Origin of the sequence: Saccharopolyspora erythraea (genome assembly GCF_018141105.1) — a bacterium.
Classification (GTDB): Bacteria; Actinomycetota; Actinomycetes; order Mycobacteriales; family Pseudonocardiaceae; genus Saccharopolyspora_D; species Saccharopolyspora_D erythraea_A.
The window spans coordinates 4,684,930-4,710,801 of the sequence record NZ_CP054839.1; the positions used below are offsets into that span (position 1 = coordinate 4,684,930).

Below are 25,872 nucleotides of genomic sequence, written 5' to 3' on the forward strand. Positions count from 1 at the left end.
CGCCGCTCAGCGGATCGTGACGACGTGTTCGCCGCGCGGCACCAGCTCCCCGACGACCGGAGCACCCGGGACCTCACCGGCGACCAGCAGACCACCCGAGGTCTGCGCGTCGGCCAGCAGCAGCGCCTCGTCCTCGTCGATCGCCGACAGGTCGGTGTGCGGGCGCACCCAGTCCAGGTTGCGCCTGGTGCCACCGCTGACGTAGCCGTCGCGCAGCGCCTCGCGGGCCCCGGGCAGGTACGGCACGGCCGCGGAGTCGACCACCGCCGATACCCCGCTGGCCCTGGCCAGCTTGAACAGGTGGCCGAGCAGTCCGAAGCCGGTCACGTCGGTCGCGCAGCGCACCCCGGCCGCCACGGCGTCGGCGGCGGCCTTCGCGTTGAGGCCCGTCATCGCCTCGACCGCCTGCGGGAAGACATCACCGGTCGCCTTGTGCCGGGTGTTGAGCACGCCGATCCCCAGCGGCTTGGTCAGCGACAGCGGCAGCCCCGGACGCCCGGCGTCGTTGCGCAGCAGGGCGTCCGGATCGCACAGTCCGGTCACCGCCATGCCGTACTTGGGTTCGGGGTCGTCCACGCTGTGCCCGCCCGCGACCGGGCAGTCCGCCGCGCGGGCGACGTCGGCGCCGCCGCGCAGCACCTCCCGCGCCAGCTCCACCGGCAGCACTTCCCGGGGCCAGCAGAGCAGGTTGATCGCCAGGACCGGACGCCCGCCCATGGCGTAGATGTCGGAAAGCGCGTTGGCCGCGGCTATCCGTCCCCAGTCGTAGGGGTCGTCGACGACGGGGGTGAAGAAGTCCGCCGTGCTCAGCACGGCGCCGTCCGCGCCGACGCGCACGGCCGCGGCGTCGTCACCGCCGTCCAGACCGACCAGCAGACCCGGGTGCGGCTCGGCCAGGCCCGAGACCATGGCTTCGAGCTCTCCCGGCGGGATCTTGCAGGCGCAGCCGCCTCCGTGCGCGTACTGCGTGAGCCGGTGCGTGGTCGCAGCTTCGAGGTCCATGCCCCGACGCTATTCGCCACCCGCCCGCGGAGCATCGGTGATCGCTCAGTACAGGTTCTTGGCGTAGTCCGGGCCGTAGTAGCGCTCCAGTTCCTCCAGCGAGGCCTCCGGTGTATCCAGCGCCTTGGCGATCCGGGCGCGGGACGGCACGGACTCGCCGTTCCAGGTCTCCTGGTTCCACAGGCCGGAGCGCAGGAACGCCTTGGAGCAGTGGTGGAACACCTCGTCGATCTCCACCAGCAGCGCCACCGACGGCCGGACTCCCCTGACCGCCATCCGGTCGAAGAACGGCGCGTCGCGCAGGAGCCTGGCCCTGCCGTTGATGCGCAACGTGTCACCTCGGCCGGGCAGCAGGTAGATGAGCCCGACGTGCGGGTTCGCCAGCACGTTGCGGAACCCGTCGACGCGGCGGTTGCCCTTGCGGTCGGGGATGGCGATCGTCCGGTCGTCCAGCACCGCGGTGAAACCGGCCGGGTCGCCCTTGGGCGAGACGTCGCAGGAGCCGTCCGCGCCGGAGGTCGCGATCAGGCAGAACGGCGACTGCGCCAGCCACTGGCGGTCCAGCTCGTGCAGCGCGGGCCGGGTCTTGTCCACCGCCCGCTGCAACGGCGCGCCGACGAGCTCGCGCAGCTCGGCCTCGGAGTTGATCTCGACGAATTGCTCGGTGTGCACCAGGTGCCCCCTTTTCTCCCAGGGCGAGCCTACGACAACCGATCACACTCCTGACCGGCTTTCTGGGTGACGCCCCAGCTCCGGGCGGTGTCCGGCCTCTGTGGAGGCCCCGCCCGACGCCGAGGCGCGACAGCTCATATGCTCGGCAGCGGAGGCGTAAGGGCTCCTGGTGGACCCCGCGGTCTTCAAAACCGACGTGGCCGAGCACCTCGGTCAGGCGGGTTCGATTCCCGTCCGCCTCCGCAGGCGCCGCGGGCCCGGCGGGATCGTGGCTGATCCCGCCGGGCCGCCGCTCATCCGAAGCTCGCCAGGTAGCTGGCGGCCATGTCCTTGCCGCCGTGCCCGGCCTCGGCCGCCCTGCGGTAGCGCCGCAGGCCCGCCTCCACCAGGTCGGCCCGGACACCGGCCTGCTCGGCGGCTTCCACGATCAGCCGCGAGTCCTTCTCGGCGTTGGCGACGGTGAAGCTCGGCGTGTAGTCCTCGCCGAGGATCGCCGCACCCTTGAGCTGCAGGTAGGCGTTGTCCATCGGCCCGCCCTCGATCACCTCGAGGACCTGGCGGGGATCCACGCCCAGGCCCTCGGCGATGGCTAGCGCCTCCGCGGTGCCGTGGGTCAGCGCGAACGCCCAGCTCATCAGCGCGAGCTTGAGCCGGGAGCTCGCCCCGCCTGCACCGTCGTCGGAGACCCACAGCGTCCGCTTGCCGATCACCTCGAACACCGGACGCAGCGCCTCGCGCGCCGGCTCCGGCCCCGAGGCCATCACCACCAGCTGTCCCTGCTCGGCCGGCTGGCGGGTGCCCACGACGGGCGAGTCGACGAAGACCAGGCCGTGCTCCTCGGCGAACGCCGCCAGCGGCGCCACGGCGTGAACGCCGACGGTGCTGAGCTGAGCCCACACGGCGCCCTCGGCGAGGCCGGGGGCGGCGGCCTCGACCGCCTCCCGCACCCGTGGCCCGTCGTTGAGCGCGGTCAGCACGATTCCCGCGTGCCGGACGGCATCCGCCGGGGTGGCCGCGACGACCGCGCCCGCGTCGGTCAGCGCTTCGGCCTTCGAGCGCGTGCGGTTCCAGACCCGCACGTCGAACGAGGCCCGGCCGAGGTTGCGCGCGACGGCGGCGCCGATGATGCCGGTGCCCAGCACCGCCACGGTGCGCCCACGTTCGGTCGACATCGGACTTCCCTTCTTCGTTGTTGTTCTTGCGCTTCGTTGCTCCCGGCGCGAACCACCGGGACGAGGAGGCCGCGGGTTGGGATCGCTGTCCCAGCCCTGAGCCGAGGAGCACGACCACCAGCGGGCGCCCGCGCGTACAGCTCTGCGACCGACGGGGCGGAACCGCTCAGCTCCGCCGCATCGCGCGCCCACGCAGAGGACCGTGAGCCGCGGCACGGCTACCGCCATGGCAGGGCTCCTCGGGGATCCGGCGTGGGCGTTGATCAAACGGTCTCGACACTAGCAAACGCGTATGCTCGTGTCAGGCTAGCATCGCGGAAGGAGGTCGCCCATGCCGCCCGGACACGGAATCCGCTGGTCCGACCACCACCAGGTGCCGGAGGCGCGGGTGGTGATCTTCGACTTCCTCAACACGCTCGACGAGCGCACCTTCGGCGGGCTGACCCCGTACGACGAGCTGACCTCACCCGCCGAACTGGACGGCTGGCTCTGCGCCCGCGACCTGGTGTCGCCCGGCACGAGCACCGACGAGACCGACTTCCGGATCGCGCTGCGGCTGCGCGAGGTGCTGCGGGACTGCGCGGCCGCCAACCGGACGCGCGAGCGCCCTCCCGAAGACGCGATGGCCGAACTCGGCCGGGAGCTCCCGCTGCGCGCCGTGGTCGGCGACGACGGCGGCGTTGGCCTGCGGCCCCTCCAGGACGGCGTGCGCGGCGCGCTCGCCCGGCTGCTCGCCGACGCCGTCCGCGCGAGCATCGACGGGACCTGGGTGCGGATCAAGATGTGCGCCGCCGACAACTGCCGGAACGTCTTCTACGACCACTCCAAGCCGCGCAACGGGCGCTGGTGCGCGAGCAGCGGCTGCGGGAACCGGATGAAGACGCGGTCCTACCGCCAGCGCAAGCAGGGACGCGACTGATCCGCGGGTGCTGCCGCGGACTACAGATCCACCACCAGGTGGTCGCCACCGGCCCGGGACACGCAGATCATCATGTGCCCGGCGCGCTCGTCGCCGGTCAGCACGTGGTCGCGGTGCTCGACCCCGCCCGAGAGGACCTTCACCCGGCAGGTGCCGCAGAACCCCTGGCGGCAGGAGAAGGCGACCTGCGGGCGGGCCTCGCGGATGACGTCAAGAGCGGAGCGGTCGGCGGGCACGTCCAGGACCCGGCCATCGGTTGCCAACTCCACCTGGAACGGCCTGCCGTCGACGACCGGCGGAGCCGAGAACCGCTCCCAGTGCACCGCGCCGTTCCCGGTGCGCCGCGCGTCGATCCGCACTCCGGTGATCATGGGCGTGGGCCCGCAGCAGTAGATCGTCGCGTCCGAGGGCGCGTGCTCCAGCAACTCGCCGCCGGAGGCGGGCACCCCGTACTCGGTGTCGGAGCGGATCCACACCCGCGCGGGGTCGAGTGCGGCGAGCTCGTCCAGGAAGGGCATCGACTCCCGCGACCTTCCGGTGTAGACCAGCCGCCAGTCGGCGTCTCGCGCCGCGGCGGTGCACACCATCGGCAGGATCGGCGTGATCCCGATGCCGCCCGCGACGAACAGGTAGCGCGAAGCGGTGATGAAGGGGAAAGCGTTGCGCGGCCCGCGGATCACCAGTGCGCTGCCCTCCCCCAGCTCGTCGTGGACCTCGCGGGAACCACCGCCGCCGTCGGCGATCCGCCGGACGGCGATCCGGTAGTGGTGGCGGTCCGCCGTGCTGCCGCACAGCGAGTACTGGCGGATTCGGCCAGACGGCAGCACGACGTCGAGGTGCGCGCCCGGCTGCCACGCGGGAAGCGCCGAACCGTCGGCCGCCCGGAGCCGGAGGCTGACCACGTCCTCTGCCTCGGTGCGGATCCGGTCGACGACCACGCGCACGTCCCGGTCGACGGCCACGGCCGGCCGCCTGCGCCGCGAGCTCCGCCGGTTGAGCCATTCCAGTCCCGCAGAGGCGCGGGCGAGGAACCGCAGGAACGGGTCCGCGCCGCGCCCGGTGTGCAGGTGCGGCGGGACCTCGCCGCCGAACGTGGCGGCCATCAGTGCTCGGCGGACTGGGCCGCGGGCGACTTGGCCAGGTAGGCGATCGCCTGGCTGGTCGACCCGTGCTGAGACGGGTGGTAGGAGCGGCGGAAGAACGAGGGGAAGGCCCGCAGCAGCTGCCACAGCGACGGCGTGATGCCCAGCCGGCCGGAGCGCAGCAGGTCGCGCCAGCGCGCCTTGCGCGAACCGCGCAGGACCGGGTCGTGGCGCATCAGGTACCGCACTCCCCGCGTCCACAGCACGAACAGCGCGAAGCCGGCGATCACCATGGCCCGCGCCCGGCGCCCGTACCGGCCGTCGACGTGCATGTAGAGGTCGTAGGCCACCGACCGGTGCTCGACCTCCTCGGCTCCGTGCCAGCGCAGCAGGTCCAGCATGGTCGGGTCGGCGCCGGCCTCGTCGAGCGCGTCGGCGTCGAGGATCCACTGCCCGAGGAAGGCGGTGAAGTGCTCGATGGCCGCGACCAGCGCCAGCCGCTCGACCAGCCACTCCTCCCGCCTCTCCCCCTCGTACGGGCGGTCGCCGAGCACCTTGCGGAACATCCAGGTGACCTGCTCGACGTAGCGGGTGGTGTCCAGGCCGTGCGCGTCGAAGTGGTCGATGACGCCCTGGTGGGACTCGGCGTGCATGGCCTCCTGGCCGATGAAGCCCCGCACGTCCTCCAGCAGGTGCTCGTCCCTGATCAGCGGCAGCGCCTGCTTGAACACCTCGACGAACCACCGCTCGCCCTCGGGCAGCAGCAGGTGCAGCACGTTGATCATGTGGGTGGCGAAGGGCTCGCCGGGGATCCAGTGCATCGGCAGCTCCGCCCAGTCGAACTCGACGTCGCGGGCGTGCAGCGCGACCCGGTCCGGCTCCCCGGGGTCGAGGTGCTCGTGCTGATCGGACATCGCTGTTGCTCCCTTACCTCGGGTTCGCCTCGATGCGGGCGGCGGCGCGCAGCAGACCGGGTGTCAGCCGCGAGAGCACCAGGCCGGCGCGGGCCTCGGCGGTGATCGGCGCGACGGCGGCGTCCCGCTCGATGGCGCGGACGATGCCGGCCGCCGCCCGCTCCGGGGTGAAGCCGCGCCGCCGGTACAACGCGGTCGCGGCCAGCCTGCGCCTGCCCTGCTCCTCCTCCCCGGCGCCGACGAACCTGGTCGTCGAGGTGATGCCGGTGCTGACCAGCCCGGGGCAGACCGCCGTGACCCCGATGCCCGCGGAGGCGAGCTCGGCGCGCAGGCATTGGCTCAGCGCCAGCACCGCGGCCTTGGTCGTGGAGTAGGCGGGCAGCGTGCGCGAGGGCAGGTACGCCGCGGCGGAGGCGATGTTGACGATCCGCCCGCCCTCGCCCCGCTCGGTCATCTGCCGCGCGAACACGCGGCAGCCGTGGATGACGCCCCACAGGTTGACGTCGATGACCCGTTCCCAGTCCTCGGGGGTGGTGTCGGCGAAGGGCCCGGCCATCCCGATCCCGGCGTTGTTGACCACGATGTCGGGTACGCCGAACCGGGCGCGGACGTCCTCGGCGAAGCGCTGCATCGCCTTCCCGTCGGAGACGTCGACCTGGTACGGCGTCGCACCGGGGCCCAGCAACGCGGCCAGCTCGGCGGTGCGCGCGGCGGCCTTCTCGTCGACGTCGGCGGCGACGATCTCGGCGCCCCGTTCGGCCAGCTCCAGCGCGGTGGCGCGCCCGATGCCGCTGCCCGCGCCGGTGATGACGACCAGCCGGTCGGCGAACCGGCCCGAACCCACCCGGGCCTGCCGCAGCGACCTCGGTTCGGCGCCGGACTCCACGTTCTCGACCAGCTCGGCGGCGCACCGGGCGATCAGCCCGGGCCGCGTGCGGGGCAGCCAGTGCCCTCCGGGCAGCCGCCGGATCCGCATCTCCGGCACCCAGCGCGCGGCCGCGGCCTGCAGCGGGGTGCTCACGAACGGGTCGCCGGTCGGCGCCAGCACCTGGACCGGCACGCTGGTGCGCCGGACACGGGGAGCGGACAGCCGCGGCATCATGTTGGCCCGGTACAGCTCCAGCCCGCGCACGCCGTCGGCGATCCGCGGCCGCGGCGGGGTTCCGCCTGCCGCCGGGTCCATCTTCTCCACAGTGGACAGTAGCCGCGTCATCGCGCCGCTGTACCAGGCCAGCTCCGGCAGGACCGGCAGCTGGAAGAACCCGATGTAGCCGGAGAACGCCAGCTGCGTGAGCAGCTGGCGCAGGTTGCGGGGAGTCGGCCTGCGCCACTGCCCGCGCATCCACGCCCCGGCGTGGTCCAGGCACGGCCCGGAAATGGAGGTGAACGAGGCGATGCGCTCCCGAAGCTGCTCCTCGGTGACCGCCTGCCAGGTCTGGATCGAGCCCCAGTCGTGGGCGAGCAGGTGCGCGGGCCGGTCCGGGCTCACCGCGTCGAGCACGGCGACCAGGTCGCCGACGAGCCGGTCGAGCCGGTAGGCCGCCCGCTCACGGGGCTTGTCCGACTCTCCCGCGCCGCGGACGTCGTAGGCGACGACGTGGTAGTCCTCGGCGAGCACCCGCACGACGCCGTCCCACACCGAGTGGTCGTCGGGGTAGCCGTGCACCGCGACCACGGTCGGCCGGTCCGGATCGCCGTGCTCCCAGACCGCGAGGGAGAGCCCGTCGCTGGTGGTCACCATTCGGCGCGTCATCGCGTCACCTTCCTGTCCTGCCGGATGCCGGAGCCCGCCGCGACGAACCTCGGCAGCCGAAAACGGGCCAGGCCGACCTGGTGGGCGATCACGCGCCCCGGGTAGACCTGGTGCCGGTTGTCGTAGCCCTGCTCGCTGATCAGCGCGTCCGCGGCCCGGTAGATGTCGCTGAGCCTGCGCCCGGCCCGCACCTGCTCGACGATCGGCTCGCGATAGGCGGCCAGGTCGTCCATCAGCCTGTCGTGAATGCGGTTGGCGCCGAGACATCCCGAGTAGCCGATGTCGGCGACGTAGCCACTGCGCACCGGTGCGCAGTCCAGGATGAACGGCATGCCCTCCTCGAGCCGCCCGCGGGTCGGGAAGAACTGCAGCGGCACCTTGAACCCGCCGAAGGCCGTGCGGCCGCCGAACCAGGCGAACGGGGCGTGGAACCAGTCCTGCACACCGCGCTCCACGAGGTGGTGCCGCAGCCGCGCGGCCGCCTCCCGTTCGGTGACGCCGGGCTCCAACCCCCGCGCCACGGCTTCGGCCGCCGAGTACGCGAGCCGCTGGAGTTCCCGGAACCGGGCGTACTGCGCCGGGTCGGGGACAGGACTGTGGGACATGACCCGGACAGTACCAACATTGTCAATGTTCGTTGTAACAATAGGTGTTGGCTCAATGCGGGGTTGATCTTCGTGCCCGCTCCCGCCGGAGCACATATAGTTCGGCGCATGGGTGACCCGCGCAGGCGCGTACCGGCCACCGACGACGTCCTCGGCGCCGCCCCGGTGGCGGCGGCCGCCTCCCGCCTCGGCCGCGGCCTGGTGAAGCAGGCGGTGCACGACGCCCAGCGCCGAGCGCGCGCCGGGGAGATCGAGCCCGAGCAGGTGCTCGCCGCGACGCTCGAGGCGCTGCCGCGGTCGGCGTCGGGCATCCGGCCGGTGCTCAACGCGACCGGCGTCGTGCTGCACACCAACCTCGGCAGGGCACCGCTGTCGCAGGCGGCGATCGACGCGGTTCGCGAGGCCGCGGGCACCACCAACGTCGAGCTCGACCTCACGACCGGCGCGCGGGGCAAGCGCGGCGAGTCGGCCCTGGCCGCGCTGCTGGAAGCCGTGCCGGGCGCCGAGGCCGCGCACGTGGTCAACAACGGAGCCGCCGCCCTGGCCCTGGCGGCGACCGCACTGGCGCAGGACCGGGAGATCGTGCTGGCGCGCGGCGAGCTGGTCGAGATCGGCGACGGTTTCCGCATCCCCGAGCTGCTCACCTCCACCGGTGCGCGGCTGCGCGAGGTCGGCGCCACCAACCGGGTCCACCGCGCCGACTACCTCGACGCCGTCGGACCGGAGACCGGCTTCGTCCTCAAGGTGCACCCGTCCAACTTCGTGATCAGCGGCTTCACCTCCTCGGTCCCGGTGGCCGAGCTGAGCGGCCTGGACGTGCCGCTGGTCGTCGACATCGGCTCCGGGCTGCTGCGACCGCACCCCGCGCTGCCCGACGAACCCGACGCGGCGACCACGCTCGCCGCGGGCGCCGACATGGTGATCGCCAGCGGCGACAAGCTCCTGGGCGGGCCGCAGGCCGGCATCGTCCTCGGCCGCGCCGAGCTCGTGCGCGGGCTCGCCCGGCATCCGCTCGCCCGCGCCCTGCGAGTCGGCAAGCTCACGCTCGCCGCGCTGGAGGCCACGCTGCGCGGACCGGACACGCCCGTCGAGAACGCACTGCGCCGGGACCGCGCGAGCCTGATGCGCCGCGCCGAGAAGATAGCCGCGGCGCTGAGCGAGGCAGGTGTCGACGCCCGCGCACAGCACTCGTCGGCGACGGTGGGCGGGGGTGGCGCGCCGGGCGTGGAGCTGGCGAGCGCCGCGGTGCGGCTGCCGCGCTCGTTCGCCGAGCGGCTGCGCGCCGGGCACCCACCGGTGCTGGCGCGGCTCGAACGCGGGTACTGCCTGCTCGACCTGGCCGCCCTGGACCCCGAACACGACGAGGTGCTCGTCGGTGCGGTGCGGGAGGCGGCACCGTGATGCACGTCGTCGCCACCGCCGGACACGTCGACCACGGCAAGTCCACCCTGGTCAGGGCGCTGACCGGGATGGAGCCCGACCGCTGGTCGGAGGAACGCCGCCGCGGGCTGACCATCGACCTGGGCTTCGCCTGGACCACGCTGGCCGACGGCTGCACCGTCGCCTTCGTCGACGTGCCCGGGCACCAGCGCTTCGTGCCGAACATGCTCGCCGGGATCGGGCCGGTGCCCGCGGTGCTGTTCGTCGTGGCCGCTGACGAGGGCTGGATGCCCCAGTCGACCGAGCACCTCGACGCCCTCGACGCGCTCGGGGTGCGCCACGGTCTGCTGGCGGTGACCCGCTGCGACCTCGCCGACCCGGAGCCCGCGATCGCCGAGGCGCGGGACCGGCTGAACCAGAGCTCGCTGGCACACAGCCCGGTCGTGCGGGTCAGCGGCGCGACCGGCGCGGGGCTCGACGGCCTGCGCGCCGCGCTCGACGAGCTGGTGCACCGCCTGCCCGCGCCGAACCCCGACGCCGACGTCCGGCTGTGGGTCGACCGCTCCTTCTCGATCCGGGGCGCGGGCACGGTCGTCACCGCCACGCTGGCCGCGGGAACCCTGCGCACCGGCATGCGGCTGCGGCTCGGGTCGTCGGGCCGCGAGGTGGCGATCCGGGGCATGCAGTCCCTGGGCTCCCCTGTGCCGGAGGCCCGCGCGGTGTCCCGCGTTGCGGTGAACCTGCGCGGGGTGGAGGCCGCCGAGACCGGCCGGGGCGACGTGTTGCTCTCACCCGGGCGCTGGCTGGACACCGATCTCGTGGACGTGCGGCTGAGCGGATCGGTCGCCAAGGAGCTGCCGCGCGAGCTCGCGCTGCACATCGGTTCGGCCTCGGTGCCGGTCCGCGTCCGCCCGCTCGACGTCGACACCGCGCGCCTCGCGCTGCGCGCGCCGCTGCCGCTGCGCATCGGCGACCGCGCGCTGCTGCGCGAGTCCGGTGGGCGGCAGGCGCGCGCGGGCGCGCTCGTGCTGGACGTCCGGCCTCCCGAGCTCGACCGGCGCGGTGCGGCCCAGCGGCGGGCGCTGGAGCTGGCCACGATGGACGGCCGCCCCGACGGTGCGGCCGAGCTGCGTCGGCGCCGCGTGGTCCGCGCGGACGAGTTGCGCGCGATGGGCGCCGTCCCGCCCGCCGAAGGCGACTGGCTGATCGACCCCGCCCACCGCGACCAGCTGGCCGCCCAGCTGGCGGGCCTGCTCGACCGGCACCGGCGCGAACACCCGCTGGAGGACGGCGTCCCGGCCGAGATGGCCCGGCGCGCGCTCGACCTTCCCGACCCGGATCTGCTGCCCGTCGTGCTGGCCGCACCCGCGGCCTCCGGCATCTCGCTGGACGGCGGCCGGCTCCGCCTGGGCCCGGCCCCGCTGCCGGAGCCGCTGAGCCGGGCGCTGGGCACCGTCCGCGACAAGCTCACCGCCCACCCGTTCGAAGCGCCCACTGCCGACGAGCTCGCCGAGCTCGGCCTGGGCGAGAAGGAACTCGCCGCGGCCGAGCGAGCGGGTGAACTGCTGCGGATCGCACCGGGCATCGTGCTGCTGCCGGGCGCCGACCGCCACGCTATCGACCAGCTGTCCGGGCTTCCGGCTCCGTTCACCGTCAGCCAGGCACGCCGCGCGCTGGGCACAACCCGGCGGGTCGCAGTGGTGCTGCTGGAGTTCCTCGCCCGGCGCGGGCGAACGAGGCGACTGCCCGACGGCACCCACCAGGTCGTTTCGCACACCCGCTGACCGGGCATTTCGAGGTACCGACCGCGCCGGTGGCTGGTGCTGCGATCTTGCGCGGCGGGCCGCATGGTTGAAGCGCGATGGCAAGGGAGGCGCGCCATGCCGCGAAAGATCTGGACCGGCTCGATCAACTTCGGCCTGGTGACCATCCCGGTCGGGCTCTACGCCGCGACCGAGGACCACTCGATCCAGTTCCACCAGTACGAACGCGGGACCACCGACCGGGTGCGGATGAAGCGGGTCAACGAACGCACCGGCGAGGAAGTGGGCTACAACGACATCGTCAAGGGCCGGGAGGTCGACGGCGTGCTGGTCGCCGTCGAACCGTCCGAGCTGGAGGAGATCGCGCCCAAGCTCTCCCGCACCATCGACATCAACACCTTCGTCGACCTCAACGCGATCGACCCGGTGTACTTCCAGAAGACCTACTGGCTCGCGCCCAACAGCAAGGAGCACTTCCGCCCCTACAACCTGCTGCGGCGGGCGATGGACGAGACCAACCAGGTCGGCATCGCCACCTTCGTCATGCGCGGGCGGGAGTACCTGACCGCGGTGCGCGCCGAGGACTCGGTGCTGGCGCTGAACACGATGTTCTTCGCCGACGAGATCCGCGACCCCGGCGAGCTGGTCGGTGACGCGTCCTCGGTGGCCAAGCCCAGCGACAAGGAGATCCAGATGGCCACCATGATCATCGAGTCGATGAGCGGGGACTGGGAGCCCGAGCAGTACGAGGACACCTACACCGCGCGGGTGGAGAAGCTGATCGAGGACAAGGCCGAGGGCCGCGCCCCGGAGGTCGAGGAGGCGCCCGGCGAGCCCAGCGACGTCATCGACCTGACCGAGGCCCTGCGCCGCAGCGTCGACCAGGCCCGGCGCGAACGGGGCGGCCGGGTTCCCCGCCAGCGCGAGGAGGAGCCGGACGTCTCCGAGCTGAGCAAGGCAGACCTCGACAAGTTGGCAAAGGAGCTCGGCATCAAGGGCCGGTCCAAGATGAAGCGCGCCGACCTGGAGGCCGCGGTCGCCGAGTCGCAGGGCTCCGCTTCGGGCGGCAGGCGCCGCCGCAGGGCGTCATGAGCCGGCAGGAGGCAGCGATGGCGGGCAGCGACGTCACCGTCGAGGTGTCGGGCCGCCGGCTCAAGCTGTCCAACCTGGACAAGGTCCTCTACCCCGTGTCCGGGTTCACCAAGCGGGACGTGATCGACTACTACCAGCGGGTCGCGCCCGCGATGCTGCCGCACCTGCGCGACCGCGCGGCCACGCTGATCCGCTTCCCGGACGGTGTGGGCGGGTTCTCCTTCTACGAGAAGAACGTCGCACGCCACGCGCCCGACTGGCTGCCCACGGTGGCCCTGATCAGCGGCGCCGAGGGCACCGGGCGCGCGCTCAACCACCACGTGGTGGTCAACGACCTGCCGACGCTGGTGTGGACGGCGAACCTGGCCGCGCTGGAGCTGCACGTGCTGCAGTGGAAGGTCGACGCCGACGGCACCCGCAACCCGCCCGACATCCTGGTGTTCGACCTCGACCCCGGCGAACCCGCCACCATCGTGGACTGCTGCCGGGTGGCCGAACTGCTGCACGACGTCCTGAGCGCGGAGGGGTTGCGCCCTTACCCCAAGACCAGCGGATCCAAGGGGCTCCAGCTCTACTGCCCGGTGCGCGTGGACTCGCCGAAGCGCACCTCGGAGTACGCCAAGGAGATCGCCCAGCACATGCAGGCCGAGCACCCGGACTCGGTCGTGGCGAAGATGGCCAAGGCCGAGCGCGAGGGCAAGGTGTTCATCGACTGGAGCCAGAACAACACCGCCAAGACCACCGTCGCCCCCTACTCCCTGCGCGCGCGGGCCAGGCCGACGGTGTCCACACCGGTCACCTGGGACGAGGTCCGCGGCTGCACCAGGCCGGACGAGCTGGTGTTCACAAGCGACGACGTCCTGCGGCGCCTGGACCGCCACGGCGACCTCATGGCCGGTCTGGAGGACTCGCCCACCCCGCTGTGACCTCTTGACAGGCGTTCTGAACTCACGTTGCGTGACGGTTCCGGTTGCGAGCGTGGGCCAAGCGGCTGCGCCGCTTCAAAGACGAAAAGCAGTCTTATGGTTTCACCGTCCACGCCGCTATGACCGACACCTAGGAGTCGAAGTCCACCGTGACTGTGTCGGTGACCGGTAGCGACTGGCAGGTGAGGACGAACCCCTGCTCGAGCTCGGACTCCTCCAGGGCGAAGTTGCGCCGCATCCGGACCTCGCCGTCGGTGACCTTCGCCCGGCACGTCCCGCACACGCCGCCCTTGCACGCGAACGGCAGGTCCGGACGGACCCGCTGGGCGGCGTCGAGCACCGGCACGTCCCTGGGCAGCGACAGCGGCGTCGCCCTGCCGTCGAGCACCACGGTGACCTCGCTGGTCGGCCCCTCGAAGGCGGGCTCCTCGTGCCGGACCGGCTCGGGCGGGACGTCGTCGACGAAGAACAGCTCCTGGTGGACGCGCCGGTTCGCCACGCCGCGCTCGCGCAGCACCTGCTGGGCGTCGCGGACCATCCCGTACGGACCGCACAGCCACCAGTGGTCCACTTCGGACGGTTCGACGACGGCGTCCAGGATGGCGCGCAGCTTCGCGGCGTCGAGCCTGCCGGTGAACAGCTCGGACTCGCGGGGCTCGCGGGAGAGCACGTGGACCAGCTCCAGCCGGGCCGGGTAGGTGTCCTTCAGGTCGGCCAGCTCGTCGGCGAACATCACCGTGTCGCTGCGGCGGTTGCCGTAGAGCAGGGTCACGGTCGCGCCGGTCTCGCGCAGGACCGAGCCGGCGATCGACAGCACCGGCGTGATGCCCGACCCCGCCGCGACCAGCACGTGCCGCTCGTCGGCGCCGAGGTCCGGGGTGAAGCCGCCCGTGGGCGGCATGACGTCGATCCGGTCCCCGGCCCGCACCTCGTGCACCAGCCACGACGAGAACAGCCCGCCGGGGACGTGGCGCACGCCGATGCGCGGCGCGCTGCCGTGCGGCGCGCAGATGGAGTAGGAGCGGCGCTCCTCCCGGCCGTCGACCTCGCGGCGCAGCGTCAGCGACTGCCCCGGCCGGAACTCGTACTCGCCCGCCAGCTCGACGGGCACGTCGAAGCTGACGGCGACCGCGTCGTCGCACAGCCGCTCCACCCGGCTGACCGTGAGCGTGTGGAAGGCCGTGCGACGGCGCGCCGGGGCCTGGGTGACCGGCTGCGCACCGGCGTCGGGGGCGTCGGCCGCGACGGGAGCGGAACGAGGCACGTCAGATCTCCTTGATGTGCTCGAACGGTTCGGAACACGCGCGGCACCGCCGCAGCGCCTTGCAGGCCGTCGCGCTGAACCGCGAGACCTCCTCGGTGTCGGCTGATCCGCAGTGCGGGCACGGCACGCGCGGCGCCGGTGCGTTCAGCGTCAGCGGTACCGGTCCGGACCCGTGCTGCGGGGCCCTGCCGGGCGGTGCGATGCCGTACTCGGCGAGCTTGCGCCTGCCTTCCTCGCTGATCCAGTCGGTGGTCCACGCCGGGTGCAGGACGGTGCGCACCTCGACGTCGTCGAACCCGGCGTCGTGCAACCGCCTGCGCAGGTCGGCACGCATCTCGGCCATCGCGGGGCAGCCCGAGTAGGTCGGCGTGATCGAGACGACGACCCCGCCGCCCTCGGTGGTCTCGACCTCGCGCAGCACCCCGAGGTCGGCCAGCGTCAGCACCGGCAGCTCCGGGTCGGGCACCGTGCGCGCGATCTCCAGCGCACGCTGCGCGTCGGTCCTGGTGCGGGTCACCACGTCGCCTCCGGGTGCGCTCGTGCCAGGCTCTGCATCTCGGCGAGCAGGTAGGCCAGGTGCTCGGTGTGGATGCCGTCGCGCCCGGCGGCGCCGTTGACGCCCGACAGCGGTGCGGTCTCCGGCCACGGCAGCAGCGCGGTCCGCAGCACCTGCGCCAGCACCTCGTCGAACTCCGCGCGCACCTGCGCCGGGTCGGCTCCCGTCCCGGCGTCGGTCATGCGGCGCTCGACGTCGTGGGTGGCGAACAGCTCGTCCACGAACGGCCACACCGCCTCGATCGCGGCCCGCATGCGCTCGTGGGAGAGCTCGGTGCCGTCGCCGAGGCGCACGACCCACCGCGCGGCGTACTCCCGGTGGTAGGCCAGCTCCTTGACGCCCTTGGCCGCGATCGCGGCCACGACCGGGTCGCGGGAGCCCGCCAGCCGGCTGAACAGCGCCAGCCGCCAGGTCGAGAAGACCAGCAGCCGGGCGATGGTCTCGGCGAAGTCGCCGTTGGGCACCTCCACCAGCCGGACGTTGCGGTACGCGCGGTCCTCGCGGAAGTAGGCCAGCTCGTCCTCGCCGCGGCCGGAACCGTCGGCCTGCCCGGCCCGAGACAGCAGCAGGCGGGCCTGGCCCAGCAGGTCGAGCGCGATGTTGGCCAGCGCCAGCTCGTCCTCCAGCTCCGGCGCGTTGGTCACCCACTCGGTGAGCCGGTGCGAGAGCACCAGCGCGTCGTCGCCGAGCATGGTGCAGTACTCGCCCAGCGCGGCGCCGTCGACGTCGTCCGGCAGCGTGGTGTCCACACCGGACAGCGGGTCGTCGAACCCGGTCCCGAAGGCCCACCGCGACTCGCCGTCCGGCTCGGCCTCGGTCAGCGCCTGGTATGCGTTCTCGTCGCTCATCGACACGTCTTCCCGTCTGAAGAACCAGCCCCGCCCTCGGAGCGTCCGACTCGCCGCGTTCCCGGCCCGGTCACATGTGCGGGACCGCGTCCGGGATGGCGTAGAACGTCGGGTGGCGGTACACCTTGTCCCCGCTGGGCGCGAAGAACGGGTCCTTCTCGTCGGGGCTCGACGCGGTGATGGCGTCGGCCCGCACCACCCAGATGCTCACGCCCTCGTTGCGCCGCGTGTAGAGGTTGCGCGCGTTGTGCAGCGCCATCTCCTCGTCGGCGGCGTGCAGCGACCCCACGTGCACGTGGTTGAGGCCGCGCTTGCCGCGGACGAACACCTCGAACAGCGGCCAGGACGACCGCGGCGCCCCGCTTCCCTCACCCATCTCCGGCCTCCCGTCGCGCGGCCTGCCTGGCGGCGTGTGCCGCGGCCGCGTCGCGAACCCACTGCCCTTCCTCGTGCGCGCGGCGGCGGCGCGCCAGCCGTTGCGCGTTGCACGGCCCGTTGCCGCCGATGACCCGCTTGAGCTCCGACCAGTCCGGCTCGCCGAAGTCGTAATGCCCGCGCTCGGCGTTCCACCGCAGGTCCGGGTCCGGCAGGGTCACACCGAGCGCCTCGGCCTGCGGCACCGTCATGTCGACGAACTTCTGCCGCAGCTCGTCGTTGGTGTGCCGCTTGATGCCCCACGCCATCGACTGCTGGGTGTTCGGCGAGTCGCCGTCGGGCGGGCCGAACATCATCAGCGACGGCCACCACCAGCGGTCGGTCGACTCCTGCACCATCTCCCGCTGTCCGCCGGTGCCGCGCATCATCGTCATCAGCAGCTCGTATCCCTGGCGCTGGTGGAACGACTCCTCCTTGCAGATGCGCACCATCGCCCGCGCGTAGGGCCCGTAGGAGCTGCGGCACAGCGGCACCTGGTTGCAGATCGCCGCGCCGTCCACCAGCCAGCCGATCACGCCGATGTCGGCGAAGCTCAGCGTCGGGTAGTTGAAGATCGACGAGTACTTCTGCCTGCTGCTGATCAGCTTGTCGGTCAGCTCGGCCCGGTCGGCGCCGAGGGTCTCGGCCGCCGAGTACAGGTACAGGCCGTGCCCGGCCTCGTCCTGCACCTTGGCCAGCAGGATGGCCTTGCGCCGCAGGCTGGGCGCGCGGGTCAGCCAGTTGCCCTCCGGCTGCATGCCGATGATCTCGGAGTGCGCGTGCTGGGCGATCTGGCGCACCAGCGTCCTGCGGTAGCCCTCGGGCATCCAGTCGCGGGGCTCGATGCGCTGGTCGTGGGCGATCCTGCGGTCGAAGTGCTCCTGCAGCACCTCGTCGCCGGACTCCTGCACCGCGGTCATGCCTTCTCCTCGGGTCGCTTGGCCACGAGCGTGAGCACGTCGTACTTGGCCACCGACTCGCCGTCCTGGTTGGTCACGTCGGCGTCCCACCGGACCTCGCCGTGCTCGGCGTTGACGCGCGGGGTGATCTGCTTGGCCGTCAGCGTCACGGTCAGCTCGTCGCCGGGGTAGGTCGGTGTGAGGAACCGCAGGTTCTCCAGCCCGTAGTTGGCCAGCACCGGGCCCGGCGAGGGCTCGACGAACAGACCCGCGGCGAACGACACCACGAGGTAGCCGTGGGCGACCCGGCCGTCGAAGAACGGGTTGGCCCGCGCGGCCTCGTCGTCGGTGTGGGCGTAGAAGGTGTCGCCAGTGAACTCGGCGAAGTGCTCGACGTCCGCCATCGTCACCGCGCGCGGGCCCGCCACCACGGTGTCGCCGACGCGCAGGTCCTCCAGGTGCTTGCGGAACGGGTGCACGTCGGTGACCGTCCGGCCGGAGCCGGGCACCCACTGGCCGGTGATCGCGGTCAGCGTGTCGGGGTCGGCCTGGACCGCGGTGCGCTGCATGTGGTGCAGCACGCCGCGCACGCCGCCCATCTCCTCGCCGCCGCCCGCGCGGCCCGGTCCACCGTGGACCAGGGCGGGCAGCGGGGAACCGTGCCCGGTCGACTCCTTGGCGTTGTGCCGGTTGAGCACCAGCAGCCTGCCGTGCCGGGAGGCGGTACCCACGACCACCTCGCGGGCGAAGTCGGTGTCGGCGGTGACCACCGAACCCGCCAGGCTGCCCAGACCCCGGCGGGCCAGGTCGACGGCGTGCTCGCTCGATTCGTACGGCAGGATCGTGCTGACCGGCCCGAACGCCTCCACCTCGTGCGGCTCGGCGCGGTCGGCGTCGTCGCAACGCACGAGCAGCGGGGGCAGGAACGCGCCCCGCTCGGCGTCGGCGCCTGCCACCTCCACCCGCTCGGGATCGCCGTGCACCAGCGTCCCCGCCGCCAGCAGCGCCTTCAGCGACCGGCGGACCTCCTCGCGCTGTTCGAGACTGGCCAACGCGCCCATCCGGACCTCGGGCGAGGCCGGGTTGCCGACCACGACCTTCGACAGCCGTTCCGAGGCCGCCTGCACGACGTCGTCGACGCGTCCGGCCGGCACCAGCGCCCGCCGGATCGCGGTGCACTTCTGCCCCGCCTTGACCGTCATCTCGGTGACGAGCTGCTTGACGAACAGGGCGAACTCGTCGGTGCCGGGCACCGCGTCGGGCCCCAGGACCGAGCAGTTCAACGAGTCGGCCTCGACGTTGAACCGCACCGAACGGGCGGCCACGTTCGGGTGCGCCCGCAGCCGCTGGCCGGTGGCCGCCGAGCCGGTGAAGGACACCAGGTCCTGGTCGGTGAGGTGGTCGAGCAGGTCGCCCACCCCGCCGCAGACCAGTTGCAGCGAGCCCTCCGGCAGCACTCCGGAGGAGATCATCAGCTCCACCAGCCGGTGGGTCAGATAGGCGGTCTGGCTGGCGGGCTTGACCAGGGTCGGCACCCCGGCCAGGAACGCGGGCGCGAACTTCTCCAGCGGGCCCCACACCGGGAAGTTGAAGGCGTTGATCTGCACCGCGACGCCCTGAAGGGGCGTGCAGATGTGCTGGCCGACGAAGGTGCCGCCCTTGCCCAGCGGTTCCACCGCGCCGTCGACGTAGACCTTGGCGTTGGGCATCTCGCGGCGGCCCTTGCCCGAGTAGCCGAACAGCACGCCGATCCCGCCGTCGATGTCGAACTTGGAGTCGCCGAGCGTCGCGCCGGTGCGCGCCGACAGGGCGTAGAGCTCCTCGCGGTGCTCGAGCAGGTGGGAGGCGAGCACCTTCAGCAGCGCCGCGCGCTGGTGGAAGGTCAGCTCGCCCAGCGCCGGACCCCCGCGGGTGCGCCCGTACTCCAGCGCACCGGCCATGTCGATCCCGGCAGAGGAGATCCGCGCTACCTCCTCACCGGTCACAGCGTCGTGCAGTGGCGCCCCATCCTCGGAGGGGACGTGCCAGTCACCGTTGACGAAGCTCCGCAGGGCGGCCATCCAGCCAACCTCCTCAGCACGAATTCTTTTACCGACCGTTCGTTCGGTAACCATAGCAGCGATCGGGGTCGGCCGACAGCGCCGCGAAGGCACGATCCCCCGCTGTAACGAGCAAGAACCGCGTACATGAGCGCACTATTGACATCCCGGTGCGGCGCTGCATAAATAACCGACTAGTCGGTCAGTAACCAGGTTCGCGCGGGCACCGCGGGCACCGGGCGGGCCGCAGAGCGCACCAGCACGTCGAGGGAGCACGCCATGACGGGGACGACGGGGTCTCGCACACCGCGCCGGCTGGGAGCCGCACCCGCGCGATCGGATCTCGACCCCGCCGAGCGGTACTCGGCCGACGAGCTCGCCCACGTCCAGCTCGAACGCCTGCGCCGGACGCTGCGGCACGCCTACGACAACGTCGAGCTCTACCGCGAGCGCTTCGACGAGGCGGGCCTGCGCCCCGAGGACTGCACGAGCCTGGCCGACCTGGTTAACCTGCCCTTCACCACCAAGCACGACCTGCGCGACAACTACCCGTTCGGGATGTTCGCGGTGCCGATGTCGCAGGTGCGGCGGGTGCACGCCTCCAGCGGCACCACCGGCAGGCCGACCGTGGTCGGCTACACCGACGGCGACCTCGACGTCTGGTCCGACGTCGTCGCCCGCACCATCCGCGCGGCGGGCGGCAGGCCGGGCGACAAGGTCCACGTCTCCTACGGCTACGGCCTGTTCACCGGCGGTCTCGGGGCGCACTACGGAGCCGAACGCCTCGGCTGCACCGTCATCCCCGCCTCCGGCGGGATGACCGCCCGCCAGGTGCAGATCATCCAGGACTTCCAGCCCGAGATCATCATGGTCACCCCGTCCTACATGCTCACCCTCATCGACGAGTTCGAGCGTCAGGGCATCGACCCGCGCACCACCTCGCTGCGCACCGGCATCTTCGGCGCCGAGCCCTGGACCGAGCAGATGCGCCTGGAGATCGAGGAACGGCTCGACATCGACGCGGTGGACATCTACGGGTTGTCGGAGGTGATGGGGCCCGGGGTGGCAGGCGAGTGCGTGGAGACCAAGGACGGCCTGCACGTCTGGGAGGACCACTTCTACCCCGAGGTGATCGACCCGTTCACCGGCGAGGTGCTGCCCGACGGCGAGGAGGGCGAGCTGGTGTTCACCTCGCTGACCAAGCAGGCGCTGCCGATCATCCGCTACCGCACCCGCGACCTGGCCAGGCTGCTGCCGGGCACCGCGCGCCCGATGCGCCGGATGACCAAGGTGACCGGCCGCAGCGACGACATGATCATCCTGCGCGGCGTCAACGTCTACCCGACCCAGATCGAGGAGATCGTGCTGCGCACCAGCGGGATGTCCCCGCACTTCCAGCTCGTGCTGAGCAAGCACGAGCGGATGGATCACATGACGGTGCGGGTCGAGGCCCGGCCGGACTGCCCGGGCCCGCGCCGGGTCAGCGCCGCCGACGAGCTCGTCCGGTCCATCAAGGACGCCGTGGGCGTCAGCGCCGACGTCTCGGTGGTGGACCCCGACACCCTGGAGCGGTCGGTCGGCAAGCTCCGGCGGATCGTGGACACCCGCGGCCGCTGACCGGCGGCTGAAATACTCCGGGTCATGCAGGGCAACGCAGGTCAGCGCAACCGCCGAGGTCGACCGGGCTACGACCTCGGGAAGCTCCTCGACGTCTCGGTGCAGGTTTTCATCGAGCGCGGCTACGAGGGCACCAGCATGGAGGACCTGTCCAACCGGCTGGGCATCACCAAGTCCGCGATCTACCACCACGTCTCGGGCAAGGACGAGCTGCTGCGGCTCAGCGTCAACCGGGCGCTGGACGCGCTGTTCGCGGTCGTCGAGGAGGAGCGCTCGACCACCGGCAAGGCCATCGACCGGCTCGAACACGTGGTCCGGCGCAGTGTCGAGGTGCTGGTGGAGGACCTGCCCTTCGTGACGCTGCTGCTGCGGGTGCGGGGCAACACCAAGGTGGAGCGGCAGGCGCTGACCCGGCGGCGCGAGTTCGACCGCATAGTCAGCGACCTGGTCAAGCAGGCCGAGGCCGAGGGCAGCATCCGCCCGGACGTCGATCCGGCGCTGACCGCGCGGCTGCTGTTCGGCATGGTCAACTCCATCATCGAGTGGTACCGGCCGAGCCGGGGGCTGCGGGCGCCGGCCATCGCCGACGCCGTCACCAAGATCGCCTTCGACGGGCTGCGCGGCGGTGCGGGCGAATCCGGCGGATGAGTTCGTGGCCGCCGCGTCATATCGGCCGCGCTGGTTCGTCTCGTTGTCGTGCGGGCGATCTGGAGCGCCCGCACCGCGCGTGGGACGTTGAGGGGCTTCCGCGCGTGCCAGGCCGCCGGCCGCGCCGGAGTCCCGTGCGGCGGCCGGCGGCCGCGCCCCCGGATGCCTGCGCGCACGCCCCTGAGGTTCGGCCCGCCACGCAATCCACCCCTGAAACATTCCCCTAGGCTGGAAGCAGCCTGCCGGGCTCCGGTGTTGGCACACCGGGTACGCAGCCCAGGTGGGGGGGAGTCCTCGATCCGAGCGGTCGGGGACTCTTCTCATGTGCGGAGGCCGGGCGTTTCCGTTGGGACGCCTGTGACTTCTGCGCCGCGATGTACTCCCGCGCGCGGTGCTGTGACAGAAACCACGAACCCCGCCGTTCGTGCCTGGGGGCGATCGACACCGCGGCGACCGGGCCGAAAGCCTCCTGCGATCTAGCGGAGCGCCCCCTAACGTCGGCCGGACAAGTCGCACTGGGGAACAGAACGCCATGGGCATCGCCCTCGCGCAGCGCGTTCGCAGCACATGCACACGGCATCCGGAGGCCTCCGTGTCACGTTCGGAGACGATAGCTCGCGCCTTCCTCCGCTACCTGTACGAAGACAGCCACTTCCGCCCGGAGGTCGCCGGTTTCCTCGACGGGCCGGGGCCGCAGGCCGACATCAGCCACGACGAGTTCGCCGCGATCGTGGAGTCGCTGCGGGAGAAGGAGCTCATCGCCACCAGCGGGCCCGACGCCGAGGGCCTGCCCCGGCGCGCGGGGCTGACCGGGTCCGGACTGATCTGCGCGGGCCACCACGACGGGGACGTCGAGGCGTGGACCCGCGCCCGCGAGGCCCCGGTCGGCGTGCTCGAACAGCCCGAGCCGTCGGAACCGGTGATCCCGTCCCAGGCCGCTCCGCCCACGCGCGCCGACTTCGCGGGCCTGGCCCGCGTCGCGCGGGTGGTGCTGCTGACGCTGCCCACGGTGCAGGCCCGCTCGGGCGACGGCGACCTCGTCGAGCACACGGCGCGCCAGCTGTGGGAATGCGCGCGCCGTCCGGATCCCGACGCCCGCCGGGTGCGCCTGTTCGCCCGCAGGCTCCGCGAGGAGCTGCGCACCGGACCGGTCGCCGACACGCTGGGGATCGTGCTGCTCGACGGCCTGGACGAGGAGATGGCCCAGGCGGGCATCGACCGCTGACGGTGACCGTTTTCACGATGCCATCGGCGCGGCGCGGCGCGCGGCCGCGGTGTGCTGAGATTCCGGTATGGACACCGCTGCCGGAACCCGTCGATGACCCGTCGCGAGCTCGACGCGGCCGGGATCCGGCAGCCGGCGGTGCGGGCGGCCTACCGGCGCTGCCGGCGGCTCAACGCCGAGCACGGCCGCACGTACTTCCTGGCCACCCGCCTGCTCAGTCCCGAGCGGCGACCGGCGGTGCACGCGCTCTACGGCTTCGCGCGGTGGGTCGACGACGTCGTGGACGAGCCCGCGAGCGGAGTCGACGACCGCGACCGCCGGCTCCGGCAGCTTGACGGAGCGCTGCGGGCGGGGCTGGACACCGGGCGAAGCGACCACCCGATTTTGGCGGCCCTGGCCGACACCGTGCGCCGCCACGCCATCGACCGGGCACTGTTCACCGACTTCATGACCTCGATGCGGATGGACCTGACCGTCCGCGACTACCCCGACCGCGCCGCGCTGGAGCACTACGTGCACGGCTCGGCGGCGGTCATCGGCCTGCAGGTGCTGCCGGTGCTCGGCACCGTTTCCGGCGAGGCGAGCGCCGCGTCCTACGCCGCGGCGCTCGGCCGGGCTTTCCAGCTCACCAACTTCATCCGCGACGTCGGCGAGGACCTCGACCGCGGACGCGTCTACCTGCCCGCCGACGAGCTCGCGGCGTTCGGAGTGGACCGGGAGCGACTCACGTGGTGCCGCCGCCGGGGCAGGCCCGACGCGAGCGTGCGGCGGGCGCTGGCCGACCAGGTGGCGCGCACCAAGGCCGCGTACCGGGCGGCCGAGCCCGGCATCGCGCTGCTCGCGGAGGCTTCGCGGCCGTGCGTGGCCACCGCGTTCACCCTGTACGGGGAAATCCTGGACCGGGTGGTGGAATCCGGCTACGAAGTGTTCGGCTCGCGGCTCGCGGTGGCGAACTCGCGGAGGTTGAGCATCGGGCTCACCGCCGCCTCGGCGACGGCCGCCGCGCGGGTGGCCTCCGGGCTCCGCCGGCGAAACGGTTCCCCGTCCTGAAACGTGTTTCAGAGGTGGCTCGCGTAGCTGGGCGCTTGGCGGAACCTCAGCCGCCTTCTCGCTCCGGGATCTCCGGCTGGTGCAGGTCCGGCCCTCAGCGTTCGTCCTGCTCGCCTGTGCGCTGCGGCCCGGGCCCGGCGGTCGGCTCGTCGTCCCGCGGCCCGCGTTCGTCCTCTATCGCCTGCGCGGCGACCTTCGTGCAGTTGCCGAGGTCCTCGGCGGCCGCGGCCGCCTGGTCGAGCGCGACCTGCACCTCCGACGGCTGCACCAGACCTGCCCCCGAGTAGCGGTTGGCGAGCAGGTCGAGCTGCCGCGCGAGCTTGTTGCCCGCAGCGGTCACCAGCAGCAACGCCTCCTGAGCCGCGGCCAGCTCGTCGGGCGCCACCGCCGGCGGGCCCGCGGACTCCTCCAGCCCCTCCGTCGCGCGCGCCATGGCGCGCGCGGTGGCGTCCAGATCCCGCCACCCCGAGGACGCCGCCCTGCCTGTCATCGATCTCGGCCCCCACCACGTGTGCCCGCGCTGCTGCGGGTACCGGCACCCGGCGGGCAGTATCCGCCGATGATGCCGTCCTTCACCCGGACGCGCCCGTCAGAGGCGCGCCCAACCGCTCCCGGTGACTACCCCGCCGGGAGCGCGGGCACACGTGACCGGGAGGTTCAGGGCACCTGCACCAGCCCGGCCCCGACGTCGGTGGACGGCAGCGGGAGCCGCCTGCCCTTCTGCGCGAGCCGCGCCCACAGTCCCCACGCCCGCTCGTGGTGCTGCTGGGCGTAGAGGGCGGCCACACCCGCCACGTGCGGGGTGGCCATGCTCGTGCCGCTCAGCGACTTGAAGCCCGCGCCCGGCCAGCTCGAGTGCACGTCGACGCCGGGGCCGACCAGGTCGACCTGGCCGATCTGGTCCACCGTGCCGCAGGAGAACTCGGCGATCGCGTTCCGGGCGTCCACGGCACCGACCGCCATGATCGACGGGCAGTTCGCCGGGTGCCCGACCGGAGCGATGGTGCCCGCCCCGCGGCTGCTCTCGTTGCCCGCCGCGGCGATGATCAGCGTGCCGCGGGCCATGGCGCGTTGCGCGACCCGTTCGAAGGCCTGCGAGAACGGCTGGCCGGGCTCGGTCGCCGCGCCGAGCGACATCGACACCACCGAGCAGCCGTTGGAGATCGCCCACGAGATGCCGGACAGGATGCCGCCGTCGCTGCCGGTGCCCCCGTTGCTCAGCACCTTGCCCGCGTAGATGCTGGCCTCCGAGGCGATCCCGTAGCCGGGGCCCTCGGCCGGGGTGCGCGGCCCGCACGCCGTGCCGATCACGTGGGTGCCGTGGCCGTGGCCGTCGTGGACGTCCTCGCCCGGCACGAACGAGCCGGTGACGATGTCGCGCCCGGCGAAGTCCGGGTGCTTCAGGTCGAGCCCGGTGTCGAGCACCGCCACCCGCACGCCCGCGCCGGTGGGGGTCGTGCCGTTGACGCCGACCGCCTGCAGTCCCCAGGTGAGCTCCCCGTCGACCGGAGCGGGAGGCGCCTCGGCCGCGGGCGCGGCGTCGTCGATCGCGTAGACGGTGCGCTCGGCCTCGAACGCGGCGATCGGGCCGGACGAGCGCACGGCCTCGCTCAGCGCGCTGGCCTGGTCCGATCCGGCGGTGACCAGCGCGATGCCGAGCTCGTTGAGCACCACGCCGTCGGCCGCGCCGAACAGCTCCGCGGCCGACGCGCCGACCACGTCGGCGGTGTTGACCGTGCGGATCCCGGCCAGCCTGGTCAGTTCACGTGCGCCGACGACGGTCGCGTCGTCGTCGAGCAGTACGAGATAACGCCCGGTGGATGAGCTTTCCGTTCCGGCCACAGCGCCCCCTTGGTCGCGGTGCTCCTACGGCACACCTGTCACAGGTGTATCGCGCGTCACAGCCCCGAGCAAGCGGCCGGACGGGTACGAGCACCCCGTCGGCGGCTGTCCTCAGTGGATCGAATTGCCGATCGTGGTGGGAAGTCCGCTTCCGCGCGGTATGGCAATCGGGCCGGTTGATCCCCACACT

At 72.6% G+C, this 25,872-nt stretch carries 24 protein-coding genes and 1 tRNA gene; 10 read left to right on the forward strand and 15 right to left on the reverse strand.

From position 1 onward, the window contains the following. Positions 1-6 precede the first annotated feature (6 nt). Positions 7-1,002, reverse strand: a complete 996-nt coding sequence (gene selD, locus HUO13_RS21075) for a selenide, water dikinase SelD (RefSeq protein ID WP_211896838.1) — start codon at positions 1,000-1,002, stop codon at positions 7-9. Positions 1,003-1,047: 45 nt separating this feature from the next. Beyond that, positions 1,048-1,674, reverse strand: a complete 627-nt coding sequence (locus HUO13_RS21080; RefSeq protein ID WP_211896839.1) for a pyridoxamine 5'-phosphate oxidase family protein — start codon at positions 1,672-1,674, stop codon at positions 1,048-1,050. A 150-nt stretch (positions 1,675-1,824) separates the two neighbouring features. On the opposite strand from HUO13_RS21080, the gene HUO13_RS21085 reads away from it, so the two are divergent. Beyond that, positions 1,825-1,919 (forward strand) — tRNA-Sec (locus tag HUO13_RS21085). 48 nt (positions 1,920-1,967) lie between these two features. Here HUO13_RS21085 and HUO13_RS21090 read toward each other — a convergent pair. Then, positions 1,968-3,074 (reverse strand): NAD(P)-dependent oxidoreductase, encoded by a 1,107-nt coding sequence (locus tag HUO13_RS21090; RefSeq protein ID WP_282974022.1) that lies wholly within the window; start codon positions 3,072-3,074, stop codon positions 1,968-1,970. Positions 3,075-3,177: 103 nt separating this feature from the next. On the opposite strand from HUO13_RS21090, the gene HUO13_RS21095 reads away from it, so the two are divergent. Next, a complete protein-coding gene (locus HUO13_RS21095) occupies positions 3,178-3,765 on the forward strand; it encodes a CGNR zinc finger domain-containing protein (RefSeq protein ID WP_211896841.1) in 588 nt (195 codons plus the stop codon). Positions 3,766-3,785: 20 nt separating this feature from the next. Here the strand turns inward: HUO13_RS21095 and HUO13_RS21100 are convergent, their stop codons facing one another. The 4 genes from HUO13_RS21100 to HUO13_RS21115 are packed head-to-tail and all read right to left on the reverse strand — an operon-like array spanning position 3,786 to position 8,119. Then, entirely contained in the window at positions 3,786-4,868 is a 1,083-nt protein-coding gene (locus tag HUO13_RS21100; RefSeq protein WP_211896842.1) for a PDR/VanB family oxidoreductase, read from the reverse strand. Next, complete coding sequence (locus HUO13_RS21105) at positions 4,868-5,761, reverse strand: metal-dependent hydrolase (RefSeq protein ID WP_211896843.1); 894 nt, start codon at positions 5,759-5,761, stop codon at positions 4,868-4,870. Before HUO13_RS21105 ends, HUO13_RS21100 begins: the two co-directional genes overlap by 1 nt. 13 nt (positions 5,762-5,774) lie before the next feature. Beyond that, positions 5,775-7,514: an SDR family oxidoreductase gene (locus HUO13_RS21110; protein ID WP_211896844.1), complete on the reverse strand. Its 1,740-nt coding sequence runs from the start codon at positions 7,512-7,514 to the stop codon at positions 5,775-5,777. Then, complete coding sequence (locus tag HUO13_RS21115) at positions 7,511-8,119, reverse strand: M24 family metallopeptidase (protein WP_249123913.1); 609 nt, start codon at positions 8,117-8,119, stop codon at positions 7,511-7,513. Before HUO13_RS21115 ends, HUO13_RS21110 begins: the two co-directional genes overlap by 4 nt. Before the next feature lie 108 nt (positions 8,120-8,227). Here HUO13_RS21115 and selA point away from each other — a divergent pair, with 108 nt between their 5' ends. The 4 genes from selA to ligD all read left to right on the forward strand — a co-directional run bounded on the left by selA (position 8,228) and on the right by ligD (position 13,280). Beyond that, positions 8,228-9,520 (forward strand): L-seryl-tRNA(Sec) selenium transferase, encoded by a 1,293-nt coding sequence (gene selA / locus HUO13_RS21120; protein WP_211896845.1) that lies wholly within the window; start codon positions 8,228-8,230, stop codon positions 9,518-9,520. Beyond that, positions 9,520-11,283, forward strand: a complete 1,764-nt coding sequence (gene selB, locus HUO13_RS21125) for a selenocysteine-specific translation elongation factor (RefSeq protein WP_211903027.1) — start codon at positions 9,520-9,522, stop codon at positions 11,281-11,283. Before selA ends, selB begins: the two co-directional genes overlap by 1 nt. A 96-nt stretch (positions 11,284-11,379) precedes the next feature. Then, a complete protein-coding gene (locus HUO13_RS21130) occupies positions 11,380-12,354 on the forward strand; it encodes a Ku protein (protein WP_211896846.1) in 975 nt (324 codons plus the stop codon). Between the two features lie 17 nt (positions 12,355-12,371). Beyond that, positions 12,372-13,280, forward strand: coding sequence for a non-homologous end-joining DNA ligase (gene ligD / locus HUO13_RS21135; RefSeq protein WP_211896847.1), 909 nt, complete (start codon positions 12,372-12,374; stop codon positions 13,278-13,280). A gap of 130 nt (positions 13,281-13,410) precedes the next feature. Here the strand turns inward: ligD and paaE are convergent, their stop codons facing one another. The 6 genes from paaE to paaZ form a co-directional block, all read right to left on the reverse strand. Next, a complete protein-coding gene (gene paaE / locus HUO13_RS21140) occupies positions 13,411-14,544 on the reverse strand; it encodes a 1,2-phenylacetyl-CoA epoxidase subunit PaaE (protein WP_211896848.1) in 1,134 nt (377 codons plus the stop codon). Between the two features lies 1 nt (position 14,545). Continuing rightward, positions 14,546-15,064 (reverse strand): 1,2-phenylacetyl-CoA epoxidase subunit PaaD, encoded by a 519-nt coding sequence (gene paaD, locus HUO13_RS21145; RefSeq protein WP_211896849.1) that lies wholly within the window; start codon positions 15,062-15,064, stop codon positions 14,546-14,548. Beyond that, a complete protein-coding gene (gene paaC / locus HUO13_RS21150) occupies positions 15,058-15,948 on the reverse strand; it encodes a 1,2-phenylacetyl-CoA epoxidase subunit PaaC (RefSeq protein WP_211896850.1) in 891 nt (296 codons plus the stop codon). The genes paaD and paaC overlap by 7 nt, the downstream gene beginning before the upstream one ends. A gap of 70 nt (positions 15,949-16,018) precedes the next feature. Next, the gene (paaB, locus tag HUO13_RS21155; RefSeq protein WP_211896851.1) at positions 16,019-16,324 is read right to left on the reverse strand and encodes a 1,2-phenylacetyl-CoA epoxidase subunit PaaB; all 306 of its coding nucleotides are present in this window, start codon (positions 16,322-16,324) and stop codon (positions 16,019-16,021) included. Then, on the reverse strand, positions 16,317-17,282 hold the full coding sequence (gene paaA / locus HUO13_RS21160; RefSeq protein ID WP_211896852.1) for a 1,2-phenylacetyl-CoA epoxidase subunit PaaA: 966 nt from the start codon (positions 17,280-17,282) through the stop codon (positions 16,317-16,319). Before paaA ends, paaB begins: the two co-directional genes overlap by 8 nt. Continuing rightward, entirely contained in the window at positions 17,279-19,321 is a 2,043-nt protein-coding gene (gene paaZ / locus HUO13_RS21165) for a phenylacetic acid degradation bifunctional protein PaaZ (RefSeq protein ID WP_211896853.1), read from the reverse strand. The genes paaA and paaZ overlap by 4 nt, the downstream gene beginning before the upstream one ends. Before the next feature lie 258 nt (positions 19,322-19,579). Here paaZ and paaK point away from each other — a divergent pair, with 258 nt between their 5' ends. From paaK to HUO13_RS21185, 4 genes are all read left to right on the forward strand, one after another. Then, a complete protein-coding gene (gene paaK, locus HUO13_RS21170) occupies positions 19,580-20,917 on the forward strand; it encodes a phenylacetate--CoA ligase PaaK (RefSeq protein WP_211896854.1) in 1,338 nt (445 codons plus the stop codon). A gap of 24 nt (positions 20,918-20,941) precedes the next feature. Then, entirely contained in the window at positions 20,942-21,565 is a 624-nt protein-coding gene (locus tag HUO13_RS21175; protein ID WP_211896855.1) for a TetR/AcrR family transcriptional regulator, read from the forward strand. A gap of 592 nt (positions 21,566-22,157) precedes the next feature. Next, the gene (locus tag HUO13_RS21180; protein ID WP_211896856.1) at positions 22,158-22,790 is read left to right on the forward strand and encodes a hypothetical protein; all 633 of its coding nucleotides are present in this window, start codon (positions 22,158-22,160) and stop codon (positions 22,788-22,790) included. Positions 22,791-22,883: 93 nt separating this feature from the next. Beyond that, on the forward strand, positions 22,884-23,840 hold the full coding sequence (locus HUO13_RS21185; RefSeq protein WP_211896857.1) for a phytoene/squalene synthase family protein: 957 nt from the start codon (positions 22,884-22,886) through the stop codon (positions 23,838-23,840). A gap of 94 nt (positions 23,841-23,934) precedes the next feature. Here the strand turns inward: HUO13_RS21185 and HUO13_RS21190 are convergent, their stop codons facing one another. Continuing rightward, positions 23,935-24,330 (reverse strand): hypothetical protein, encoded by a 396-nt coding sequence (locus tag HUO13_RS21190; RefSeq protein ID WP_249123914.1) that lies wholly within the window; start codon positions 24,328-24,330, stop codon positions 23,935-23,937. A 167-nt stretch (positions 24,331-24,497) separates the two neighbouring features. After that, entirely contained in the window at positions 24,498-25,682 is a 1,185-nt protein-coding gene (locus tag HUO13_RS21195) for a S8 family peptidase (RefSeq protein ID WP_211896858.1), read from the reverse strand. Positions 25,683-25,872: the final 190 nt, after the last annotated feature.

Bases quoted from the DNA above. Each gene is read 5' to 3' on its own strand.
- HUO13_RS21175 (WP_211896855.1), top strand. From the start codon at position 20,942: ATGCAGGGCAACGCAGGTCAGCGCAACCGCCGAGGTCGACCGGGCTAC.
- HUO13_RS21105 (WP_211896843.1), bottom strand. From the start codon at position 5,761: ATGTCCGATCAGCACGAGCACCTCGACCCCGGGGAGCCGGACCGGGTC.
- paaZ (WP_211896853.1), bottom strand. From the start codon at position 19,321: ATGGCCGCCCTGCGGAGCTTCGTCAACGGTGACTGGCACGTCCCCTCC.
- paaK (WP_211896854.1), top strand. From the start codon at position 19,580: ATGACGGGGACGACGGGGTCTCGCACACCGCGCCGGCTGGGAGCCGCA.
- paaC (WP_211896850.1), bottom strand. From the start codon at position 15,948: ATGAGCGACGAGAACGCATACCAGGCGCTGACCGAGGCCGAGCCGGAC.
- selA (WP_211896845.1), top strand. From the start codon at position 8,228: ATGGGTGACCCGCGCAGGCGCGTACCGGCCACCGACGACGTCCTCGGC.
- selB (WP_211903027.1), top strand. From the start codon at position 9,520: ATGCACGTCGTCGCCACCGCCGGACACGTCGACCACGGCAAGTCCACC.
- HUO13_RS21110 (WP_211896844.1), bottom strand. From the start codon at position 7,514: ATGACGCGCCGAATGGTGACCACCAGCGACGGGCTCTCCCTCGCGGTC.
- HUO13_RS21095 (WP_211896841.1), top strand. From the start codon at position 3,178: ATGCCGCCCGGACACGGAATCCGCTGGTCCGACCACCACCAGGTGCCG.
- paaB (WP_211896851.1), bottom strand. From the start codon at position 16,324: ATGGGTGAGGGAAGCGGGGCGCCGCGGTCGTCCTGGCCGCTGTTCGAG.
- HUO13_RS21190 (WP_249123914.1), bottom strand. From the start codon at position 24,330: ATGACAGGCAGGGCGGCGTCCTCGGGGTGGCGGGATCTGGACGCCACC.
- HUO13_RS21100 (WP_211896842.1), bottom strand. From the start codon at position 4,868: ATGGCCGCCACGTTCGGCGGCGAGGTCCCGCCGCACCTGCACACCGGG.
- HUO13_RS21115 (WP_249123913.1), bottom strand. From the start codon at position 8,119: ATGTCCCACAGTCCTGTCCCCGACCCGGCGCAGTACGCCCGGTTCCGG.
- ligD (WP_211896847.1), top strand. From the start codon at position 12,372: ATGGCGGGCAGCGACGTCACCGTCGAGGTGTCGGGCCGCCGGCTCAAG.
- paaA (WP_211896852.1), bottom strand. From the start codon at position 17,282: ATGACCGCGGTGCAGGAGTCCGGCGACGAGGTGCTGCAGGAGCACTTC.
- HUO13_RS21090 (WP_282974022.1), bottom strand. From the start codon at position 3,074: ATGGCGGTAGCCGTGCCGCGGCTCACGGTCCTCTGCGTGGGCGCGCGA.
- selD (WP_211896838.1), bottom strand. From the start codon at position 1,002: ATGGACCTCGAAGCTGCGACCACGCACCGGCTCACGCAGTACGCGCAC.
- HUO13_RS21130 (WP_211896846.1), top strand. From the start codon at position 11,380: ATGCCGCGAAAGATCTGGACCGGCTCGATCAACTTCGGCCTGGTGACC.
- HUO13_RS21185 (WP_211896857.1), top strand. From the start codon at position 22,884: ATGACCCGTCGCGAGCTCGACGCGGCCGGGATCCGGCAGCCGGCGGTG.